The 10,486-nt window shown below is 47.5% G+C and carries 10 protein-coding genes; 9 read left to right on the top strand and 1 reads right to left on the bottom strand.

Annotated features, from left to right (window positions below; genetic code table 11):
- Positions 1–113 precede the first annotated feature (113 nt).
- Complete coding sequence (locus JW984_14450) at positions 114–380, bottom strand: sulfatase-like hydrolase/transferase (GenBank protein ID MBN1574397.1); 267 nt, start codon at positions 378–380, stop codon at positions 114–116.
- A 219-nt stretch (positions 381–599) separates the two neighbouring features.
- Here JW984_14450 and JW984_14445 point away from each other — a divergent pair, with 219 nt between their 5' ends.
- From JW984_14445 to JW984_14405, 9 genes are all read left to right on the top strand, one after another.
- Positions 600–1,973, top strand: a complete 1,374-nt coding sequence (locus JW984_14445; GenBank protein ID MBN1574396.1) for a glycosyltransferase — start codon at positions 600–602, stop codon at positions 1,971–1,973.
- Positions 1,970–3,232: a nickel-dependent lactate racemase gene (gene larA / locus JW984_14440; protein MBN1574395.1), complete on the top strand. Its 1,263-nt coding sequence runs from the start codon at positions 1,970–1,972 to the stop codon at positions 3,230–3,232. Before JW984_14445 ends, larA begins: the two co-directional genes overlap by 4 nt.
- Before the next feature lie 22 nt (positions 3,233–3,254).
- Entirely contained in the window at positions 3,255–4,865 is a 1,611-nt protein-coding gene (locus JW984_14435; GenBank protein ID MBN1574394.1) for an N-acetylneuraminate synthase family protein, read from the top strand.
- 24 nt (positions 4,866–4,889) lie between these two features.
- Complete coding sequence (locus JW984_14430) at positions 4,890–5,444, top strand: acyltransferase (protein MBN1574393.1); 555 nt, start codon at positions 4,890–4,892, stop codon at positions 5,442–5,444.
- A 41-nt stretch (positions 5,445–5,485) separates the two neighbouring features.
- On the top strand, positions 5,486–5,638 hold the full coding sequence (locus tag JW984_14425) for a hypothetical protein (GenBank protein MBN1574392.1): 153 nt from the start codon (positions 5,486–5,488) through the stop codon (positions 5,636–5,638).
- A 121-nt stretch (positions 5,639–5,759) separates the two neighbouring features.
- Positions 5,760–6,242, top strand: coding sequence for an acyltransferase (locus JW984_14420; protein MBN1574391.1), 483 nt, complete (start codon positions 5,760–5,762; stop codon positions 6,240–6,242).
- A gap of 329 nt (positions 6,243–6,571) precedes the next feature.
- Entirely contained in the window at positions 6,572–8,065 is a 1,494-nt protein-coding gene (locus JW984_14415; GenBank protein ID MBN1574390.1) for an oligosaccharide flippase family protein, read from the top strand.
- 18 nt (positions 8,066–8,083) lie between these two features.
- Positions 8,084–9,175, top strand: a complete 1,092-nt coding sequence (locus tag JW984_14410; GenBank protein MBN1574389.1) for a hypothetical protein — start codon at positions 8,084–8,086, stop codon at positions 9,173–9,175.
- 399 nt (positions 9,176–9,574) lie between these two features.
- Positions 9,575–10,327: a phosphotransferase gene (locus JW984_14405; protein MBN1574388.1), complete on the top strand. Its 753-nt coding sequence runs from the start codon at positions 9,575–9,577 to the stop codon at positions 10,325–10,327.
- Positions 10,328–10,486: the final 159 nt, after the last annotated feature.

Here is a 10,486-nt window from a genome sequence, read left to right as displayed (position 1 = left end):
TTATAATTCCCTAATCAAAATCAAGGTCAGTCTCAAATTCTTCATTATTTCCTCCTTAAAAGATCCTACATAATCCGGATTCGATTTTTGGAACATCACAAATTCTATTTTTCTTAATTAAAAGAAACGACAACTTCTAAAGTGAATCTCATCCCCTCGTCGGCGAGTCTGTCGATATTCGGGGTCTCAATGTCCCTGTTTCCGAAGCAGCCGGGGTCCTTCCAGCCAATGTTGTCGGCTGTGATAAGTATTACGTTCGGAAGCTCCGGTTCGGTAGAAAATCGAGCAGGGCCGCAGCCGGGGATCGCCCTCGCCGAAAGCCCGATCGCGGATGAAATCACGGCGCTCCCCGCGCTCTTTATAAAGTCACGCCTTTTCATTTTAACCCCTTATTGTTTAAAAATAAAATTGATTCATTCTAATACTTGTCAAAAACATTGTCAATCAGCTTCAAAATAATAAATATTTTGGACAAATATGGTAAAAAATATTTCTTGACACCACAGAATAACTTTGATATGTTTACAAATTGAACATCTATTGTTGCAAGCTTGTCGTCCTTTTCAATTGTTAGAAGTTTCATAGTAGAGATTTTCAAAATGGCAGAGCCCAAGGTAACAGTCTACATCACCGCATACAACTACGGTAAATATATAGAAGAGGCGGTTAAGAGCGTTCTCAACCAGACGTACAAGGACTGGGAGCTGATAATAATCGATGACGGCTCTACGGATAACACCAGGGAACTCCTTGAAAAATACAGCGGAAAAGACGGGATAAAGATCATTTACCAGAAAAACCGGGGCCTTACCTACACCAACAATGTGGCGCTCAAGGAGTCCATGGGCAAATACATCATACGCCTCGACGCCGATGACTACCTCGACGAAAACGCACTTCTGGTCATGGCGAACGTCCTTGACGGCGACGACGAGCTCGGCCTCGTCTACCCGGACTATTACGAGGTGGACGAGGAGGGGGAGATATTGAATATCTTCAGGCGCAAGAAGATAGGGACGGAGGTGAAGCTATTGGACCTGCCGGCTCACGGGGCCTGCACGATGATCAGAAAGTCCTCGCTGATGGAGATCGGCGGGTACAACGAGGAGTTGAGCAGGCAGGACGGGTACGACTTCTGGCTCAAGTTCATCGACAGGTTCAAGCCCTCGAACGTGAACCTCCCCCTCTTTTACTACCGAAAACACGGCAAGAGCCTGACCGATGATATGTCGAAGCTCCTAAAGACGAGGCGTCAGCTGAAGAGGGATTTCGTGAAACAACACAGGCAGGGGAAGATCCCCAAGGTCCTGGCGATAATCCCGGCGGTCAGAAAATCGGACGTCTATCCCGAGATTGCGTTAAAGGAGCTTGCGGGTAAGCCGCTGATAAGATATTCCATCGAAGAGGCGTTGAAATCGGAGCTTCTTGACAGGGTGGTCGTGACGACCGACGATGACAAAATCATAGAGTATGCCTCGACATTTGAGAGAGTTGTTGCCATCAAAAGGCCGGAGAGTATATCGATTCCGCACACAAAGATTGCCGCCGCTGTAAGGTTCGTTCTGGACAAGCTCGAAGAGGAAGGATACCGACCGGATGCGGTAATGCTCCTCTACATAACCGTCCCCACGAGGAGGTCGGAGCATATAGACAAGGCGATAGACACTTTGACGATACACGATACCGACAGCGTTGTGAGCGTAACCCAAGAGAAGGGATTCTTCTACTATCACGACAAGTACGGCATGAAGCCCCTATTCGAGGAGAGGCTCCTAAAGAAGGAGAGGGAGGCCCTCTTCAGGGAAAACGGCGCCGTCTTCCTTTATAAGAAGGAGAGCATAAAAGACGGCGAGTTTGTGTGCAACAGCACCGGCCACATCGTAATGACCGAAGGGGAGTCGATACAGATTACCAGCGAGCTCGATTTTTGGATTGTGGAAAAGATCATAAAGGAGTATCCTAAAGGTTTATGAAGGTGAAGTTCGACAGGGAGCTTTTTGGAAGCCTTGAGATAGACGACGCCGATCTCGTTGGAATATTGGAGCCGAAGATAGCGGAGGGAGGGGAGTCGCTGAGATCGATGACGGAGAGGGCGATTGAAAAGCCGATAGGCACAAACCCCTTTAGGGAGCTGCTCTTCGGGAAGAAGAGAATACTGATAATAACCGACGACGTCACCCGCCCCACGCCGGTAAGGGAGATAGCCGAGGTAATGCTTACCGAAATAACGAAGGCCGGGATAAGGGACAAAGACGTGATGTTTCTGATATCCCTGGGGACGCACAGGGCGATGACGGAGGGGGAGATAAAAAAGAGGTTTGGAGAGGAGATCTCAGCCAGATACAGGATATTCAACCACTCCTGGGACAAACCCGAAACCCTCATCGATATGGGGAGTACGGAAACGGGGATAGAGATTTATGTAAACCGGGAGGTTAAAAACGCCGACCTTATCGTTGCCGTTGGGAACATCGTCCCGCACGCGACAACCGGTTTCTCTGGCGGTGGAAAAATCATAGTCCCGGGGATAGCGGGGGAGGAGACGACCGAGGGGACCCACTGGGCGGCGCTGGATTACGAGATGGAGGAGATCCTCGGTGTCAACGACAATCCGATAAGGAGGGATGTAAACGACATCGCCTTAAAGGCGGGCCTTGACTTTATCGTGAACAGTGTGCTCGATATAGACGAGAACCCCGCCGGCGTGGTGGCCGGACATCCCGTCGAGGCCCACAACGAGGGAGTCGAGATTGCAAGGCGCATCTACGGATCTGTGGCGGGCGAAAAGGCGGATGTGGTCGTCTGCGACGCCTCCCCCACCGACATAAACCTGAGACAGTCAATCAAGGGTGTGGCGGCGGCGGATGTCGTGGTCAAGAGGGGAGGGGCGATCGTCCTCATTGCGGAGTGCCCGGAGGGGATAGCCCCCCAGTTCCCCCAGTTTCTCGAGATCGGCTTCAAGGATCCCGAGGGGCTGAAATCAAAGGTCGAGGCTGGGGAGATAAAGGGGCGCATCATGGCCTATACCCTGATCGCCATAGGGAGGGTGATGAAAAAGGCGAGTGTGATACTTGTCACCAAGGGTATATCGGGGGAGGAGGCCCGGAGAATGGGATTTCTCCACGAGCCTGACCCGGTCTCCGCGTACAGGAGGGCAGTTGAGATCGCGGGCGGTAGAAAGACCATTTTTATGAGGAAGTCGGGGGAGCTCCTTCCGATGATCGCACGTTAATTGTAAACAGGGGAGAGGTGGAATGAATATTATAGTTATACCCGCGCAGCTGGTTTCGAGAAGGCTTCCGAAAAAGAACATGCACCCGGTAAACGGAAAGCCGATGCTTCACTACACTTTAGAGGCGGCGAAGAAATCCAAGCTTGCCGAGAAGGTGATCGTGTCTACTGAGTCGGACGAGGTGATCGAGTACGCAAAGGAGATGGGGGTTGAGGGAGTAAAGAGGGGGGAAGACCTCCTGGGCGACGTGCCTGTGGTGGAGGTATACCGGGACGTCGTTAGAAAGGTGGGGGCGGATAACATCGAATACGTGGTGGCGCTCCAGCCCGACCACCCGGATAGGAACGTAAGCGTCGACCAGGCCATAGAGAAGGCGGTCAAGGAATCCGCGACCGACCTGATCACTCTGGGAAGGGGCGGCGTCAGGAACGGGTCGGTAAGGATAATGAGGCGAAAGGAGCTTATGGGGGACGGCGATCTCAACGCGAAGATCGTAGCCCTGAACGACTTATGCACAAACATCCACACGCTGGAAGACCTCAGGCTGGCGGAGAGGCGCTTAATACGGGGGACGAAGAAGATCGAGATCGGCGATTTTATCCTGACCGAGGACGGACCGGCCTTTATCATAGCGGAAGCCGGGGCGAACCACGACGGCGAGTTTGAAAAGGCGATTATGCTCATAGAACAGGCGGCGGAGGCGGGGGCGGACGCAATAAAGTTTCAGAGCTACAAGGCGGAGAAGCTGGTGAGCAAATACGCCGACAGATACTGGGGCGGAGCCGACAAGGACGGCACGCAGCTCTCGTACTATAAGAAACGGGACATGCTCGGGCCGGAGGATTACAAGGAGCTCTTCGACTACGCCAAGGAAAAGGGGATAATCGCGTTCACCTCAGCCTTCGACTACGACTACGTAGACTACTTCGCAAAGATAGATATTCCGGCCTATAAAATTGCGTCGTGCGACCTCCCCAACTCGGCCTTCATAAGGAGGATCGCCGAGGTCGGAAAGCCGGTGATCCTCTCGACAGGGGCGTCCACGATGGACGAGATAGAACGGGCCGTAGACACGATACTGGGTACGGGAAACGACCAACTGATCGTGCTCCAGTGCACGCTTAAGTATCCCACTATGATAGAGGACGCGAACTTTTTACAGATACCGCTTCTGAAGGAGACTTTTCCGGACCTCTTTATCGGGATATCGGATCACACGTATCCGGACGAGAATATGGCGGCCCCGGCCGCCGCGGTGGCGCTGGGGGCAAAGGTTGTGGAAAAACACTACACCTACTGCAGGAACCAGCCGGCCAACACCCACAGCTTCAGCGTGGACCCAGCGCTCTTAAAGAAGATGGTGGACAACATAAGGTTCGTTGAGAAGGGACTGGGAAGCCCGGAGATCAGGATACTTGAGGTGGAGAAGGCCGCCAGGGAGCAGGCGAGGCGCTCCATCGTTGCGAGTGTGGATATAAAAAAAGGGAACGAGATAACCGAAGAGATGCTGACATTCAAGAGGCCCGGAACGGGGATGCCGCCCGATCAGATGGATACCATAATCGGGAAGAAGGCGAAGGTCGATATACCGGAAGATACCCTGATCCAGATCGAGATGATAGCCGAGGATTAAAGGAATTTTTCTTGGGATATCGGTATGATTTATAGAAAGGACCTTGACAGGATAAGCAACTTCCGGCTTCTTCAGCTGATAAGAAGGCTCCGTCTGAAGATGAAGGGAGTGACCCTTGGAAAGGACGTCTACATCGGGAGGCGGGTCGTCGTCGTGGGGTATCCGAAGGGGCTTACCATCGGGGACAGAGCGATAATAAAGGACAACGTCTATATCTACCCGACAAACGAGCGCTCGAGGATCACCATAGGGAGCGAGACGAGGATAGGGATGTATTCCTTCATCGTGGCCATCGAGGGGATATCGATTGGGGACAACTGCCTCTTCGCTCCTTTCGTCTACGTCGTGGACAACAACCACAGCATAAGGAAGGGCGAGCTGATACAGAAACAGCTCGGGATCGTCAAGCCCGTGCATATCGGGAGCGACGTCTGGATAGCTGCCGGCGCGAAGGTCCTCTCAGGCGTGAGGATAAACGACGGCGCCGTGGTGGCGGCAAACTCCGTTGTGACTACGGATGTGGATGAAAACGCGATAGTGGGGGGCATACCCGCAAAGGTTCTGAAATATAGAGAATAGATGATTAGAATAGAAAATATAAAAAAACAAGGAGTCAAGAGATGATAACCGTCGGAATTAACGTGGGACACAACAGCACCGCGTGCGTCTTTAAGGACGGCCAGATACTGGCGGCGATAAGCGAGGAGCGGCTGACAAGAAACGTGGTCAAGGCCAACTTCCCTATAAGTTTTATAAGGAATTGTTTTAGATAGTCATTTATTGGATTTAAACGTGATGGGTTTGTTAAAAAATTTAAAATGGGACATCAAATTTTTGTTTGAACAATTTACGAATGATCGTATTTCCCAGTCCCAGTATCTTATCAACTTCTTGATGCATTTTAAGACTACAAACGAGATTATAGTTAAAAGGAAACTTGGACATGTGGGCAAAAACGTTGATGTGCGGCCTCATGTTTTTTTATCGGGAACAAAGAATATCTTTATTAGCGATAATGTGACAATCAGGCACGAGTGTTCGATCAACGCTCCTTCGGGAAAAGATACGAAAGAAGGGAAGGTTTATATTGAGGATAATGTTTTAATAGCACAATACGTTATTATAACATCAAATCTGCATCAATTTAAGAATCCGAATATACCGGTATCCAATCAAAGTGAAACCGCAAAAACGGTCAGAATAAAAAAAGGTGCATGGATTGGAGCCCGCGCCATTATTCTGCCGGGAGTGACAATAGGGGAAAATTCAATTGTAGGAGCGGGTGCGGTAGTTACTAAAGATGTTCCCCCAATGGCGATTGTGGGAGGAGTTCCGGCTAAGCTCTTAAAATATCGAGATTCTGGTGAGTTAGAGTAATAACGTTGTAAAAGTATCGATTATAAGGAGGAGGAAGTCATAAAAAATATGAGAGAAAGGGCTATTATTTTTCATTACCCATATATTTGAGGAAAATGCAATAGCCCATGTAGATAACATATGGATTGATTTATAGCAAAGTTTATTGTGAAAAACCTACTGCCATCTTATTAGGTTATGTCCATAACATTTTGTGAATTTGGTTATTAATCTAATCAGTCAATTGATGGGATCGCCAACGAAAACAAAGGGGCTTCGATATTTTCACTCAAATGGACTCAGTAAGAATGGCAGGAAGTTATTTGATAAAGGATTACGGTTAAATAAATATGTCTAACTTGGCGAAGAGACTAGTAAAGGGCGCGGGTATTGTCTTCATTATGACAATGCTCAATACCTTTTTTGGATTTATGGTCCGAATAGTCCTCGCGAGGAACCTCACCCTTGAAGACTTCGGTTTTTTTTACGCGGTAATAGCCTTCTTGGGACTGGTTGGGCTTCTAAAAAACCTTGGCGTCAATCAGGCGATAATAAAGTTTATCCCGGATTTCCTCGTTCAGAAGGATTTTGGGAAGGTCAAGACATCCATCCTTTTTTCCCTCGGCTTCTCCATCACCACGTCCGCCGTAGTTGTATCTGCCCTTTATTACTTCTCCAACGAGATAGCAACGGGTTATTTCAAAGATCCGAACGTTGAAACCGTTTTCAGAATTTTTCTCGTATTTTTTGTGGTGCAGCTTCTTGTCTCGTCCATCAGCAGTATCTTCAACGCCTTTCAACGTCCTATCCTGCTCTCGTACAGCGGGGTATTTATAAATCTTTTTTTCTTCATCCCGATTTACTTCAGCGACAAGCTCGATATTTCACGGGTGGCGTGGTATTACAACGGCGTTCACATGGTGGTGCTGGTTACAAACATAGTGCTTCTTCTAAATGTATTTAATATCTTTAGGTACCAATCATCCGGGTTCATACCCGTTGTAAAAAAATTGATACCCTTTGGGGCCGCGACAACCGCCAGCACCATCGTAAGTCACACTACCATGAGAGTCGATACCATCTTCCTGACATATTTTCAGGATCTAAAAACGGTGGGTATCTACAGCGTCCTGACGCCCTTCAGGACGATATTTAAAGTAGCCGGAAGCTCCATAAGCAAGATTTTTTTCCCAATGACAAGCGAGCTATACGGCCAGGGGAAGACAAAGGAGCTTATAAACACCTTGAAGATGATTCAGAAATATATAATCCTCCTTATGATGCCATTTACCGTGGTCTTCTTCGCCTACACCGAGTTTATTATAGAGGCCCTTTATGGCGTAAAATTCGTAGAGGGGGTGTTTGCGGCAAGGTTAATAGTCCTCGCTTCAATCATTCAGCCCATATACATTGTGAACGTCGGGACAATAAACGGCCTGGGGAAACCAATGAAGAACACACAGATTATCACGATCACCGGAATAATCAATTTTTTACTTAACATGATCTTGATTCCCATTTGGAGCTATAACGGCGCGGCGATTGCCGTACTCCTAAACAAGATTATTGTTTTCGCGGTGACAAATATCGTTATATACCGGCTGATCGGATTCAGGTTTGATTTTTACCTGATTCTGAAAGTTTTATTGGCGGGTGCGGCGATGTACATATTCCTCGTATTTGCCAAAACCTGTTTTTACGACACAATTTTATGGCTTGCCATAGTCCAATATATAGCGGCGTCCATCTTGGGCCTTGTCGTTTATCTCGCCCTCTGTTTCCCATTGAAGGCCGCCACCATCGATGAGGTAGTTAAGATGTCTAAATTAGTTTTTAAGAGGTAGGTATCTACAGGGTGCTTTATGGCGACTATAAGGACTTTCTTATCCAAACAGAAGAGGTTGACCCTAAAGATTGTGGGGAAGTCTTTAGATATTATGAGACTCCCCGGGGATGCGAAGATAGGGAGGCTTGCGCAAAGTGACCTCTCTCTTAAGATAGATACGGAGAGGCTCCTGTTGAAGCAGGTCAACGATAAGGGTTATCGAATGACGGAGCCAATGCTCAGAGTTGTTGTTGAATATCTTGCCGTAGATGAGTTGTTCGGGGGAAACAATCGGGGAGTAAATCTGTTCAATAATCTAAGGATTGGACTAAAAAGCAAATTTCCGGAGGAGGAGAGGGGGACGATAAAAGCGCTCAGGGATTTATCTCAGAAGGTATCCAAAAACGGTTTTTCCCCTTATGATTTTGTCATAATAGACAAGAACCAGAAAATTTTGTTTGGGCACGATCTGCTGGCCAATGCCCTCTACTTCGGCATAGGAGAGATCCCGGTCAAGATAGCCTTGACTCCGTTAATGAAGCTAGTGGGAAAGAGGGAGAATCTCACTATTCAAGACAATAGAATACAAAGAGATAAGGGAGGGATTCAGGAGAAATTTTTCAGCGACGAAGAGATTGATCTCATAGAGGCGACCATGGACAAGATATTTTTTGATCTCGGGCTCTATTTCCCCGGGATACTGTGGGGCCCAGTTTCCGAATACTTCGATACTATTATGGAGAAGCTGTCAAAAAGGCATAAGGTTGTTTTTGTCAAGGATTACCGGTTCGATGATAAAGACGATTTCTACGAGATGTTGAAAAGACTCTATTCATGGGAGGCCGTAAAGGAGGATTACATCAAGATGAAGTTTGACTACCTGATTAAACACCCCCTCATTATTCGCTTTTTCTCCCTTTTGATATTGAATCCGGGATTTAAATCTTCCGACGGTGGAAATAAGCCTTTCTCATCTGTTGTGAAAAATATGAAGGAGGATTACCGGAGGATATATTCCATGAAAGTTGAAAACTACATTCGCGATGTGGTATTGCATATAGGAGACAACTTTCAACACAACAGACATATCCTGAACGTGATCGGGGGCATAGGCAAAAGCGGTATGTAAGCAGGTCCAATCCATTTTAGACATTCAGACTGAGAAAAATCGGTTATGCAGAACATAAGGGGAAACAGCGTAAATACAATATTTGAGCTTGTATCCAAAGTGGAAAAGAAGCTCGATATTTACGACGGCTCCAAAAGCTTCTCTTACGGTGTTGTAGGGAACTGGGTCATACAGCGAAGGTATCTGAATCGCGTCCATTTTTCAAAAAGGAGGGGGGATTTTTTTAGCATTATTCCAAGCTTCACTATTGATGTCTCAAAAAATGGGGCCTTAAGGTTCATGAAAGCCTTTTTTCTCCCCCCATATCTTTTCAGCGAGACCTCTGCCCAATCGATCCTCGTGAAAAACAATATAAGGGCCTTTTATACCGATGGGCCAGTCCCTTTCACAGCAAAGATTATGATAGGAAAGACGAGGTCCAGGGAGAATATGGAAAACGAGATAAAAGTAAGGGAGAAGGTGTTAACCTTAAAGAGTGTAAACATTTCCGAAATTATTAGATATGAACTCGAAGGCGATCCGCCGTTTTTTACAGAGAAGATCATCCCCGGCCGGGTGGTTGATCCCATAAGGGATGAGGAGCTGATTCTGAGGGACCTGACGGAGGAGCTTTGGCGGATGTACGAGGGATACGGAATTGTCTTTAAGGGTATAGGTGAAGTTACAGATCCGTCCGGGGCAGAGGACACCATCCTCAAGGCGATGGAGATGATTGAATGGAGTGATCGATGGATGGGCAAAAGGGATTTCATCAAAAGGTGTGTGGAGATATTAAAGAGCGAAGCCCTTATGCCGTTAAGCATCGGTCACGGCGACCTGTCGACCGAAAATATGATCATGAGCCGAGACGGAAAAATATACGTCTCTGACTGGGAGCTTGCGCGTCAGATGCCTATAGTATTCGATCTCACCGGGATTATGAGCAAAGTGCCGAGGACAAGGGAGCTCTTCAAGGAAAGGATTGACGATTTGGCAGTCAATAACAGGGAAAAAAACATACTATCATTTCAGGATCAGCACTTCCTCTCGGTTATTACGGTCATATTACAGTGGGAGCATTCCTTGAGATACACGGAAAGGATCGAAAGAGGGAAGGACACCTTTTTAAGAAAGCTTAATAACAGCTTTGGACTTGCAAACGAAATACTCTAACGGATGTAATTGTAACCGGCAGGGATAAATTATAAGGAGATTTTTAATAAAAACTGGACAAAGTCCCTTATGGTGTAATGGACCCCAAAAAGTAGACAAGGGGGATAGTTGGATGTAAGATGGTACTGTTCTCCAAATTAGAAAGGAGAGGCAATGCCA

The sequence above is a fragment of the Candidatus Zymogenus saltonus genome, assembly GCA_016929395.1.
Lineage (GTDB): Bacteria > Desulfobacterota > Zymogenia > Zymogenales > Zymogenaceae > Zymogenus > Zymogenus saltonus.
Note: the sequence above shows the minus strand (reverse complement) of the source record. Positions and strands in the feature narration are given on the sequence as shown.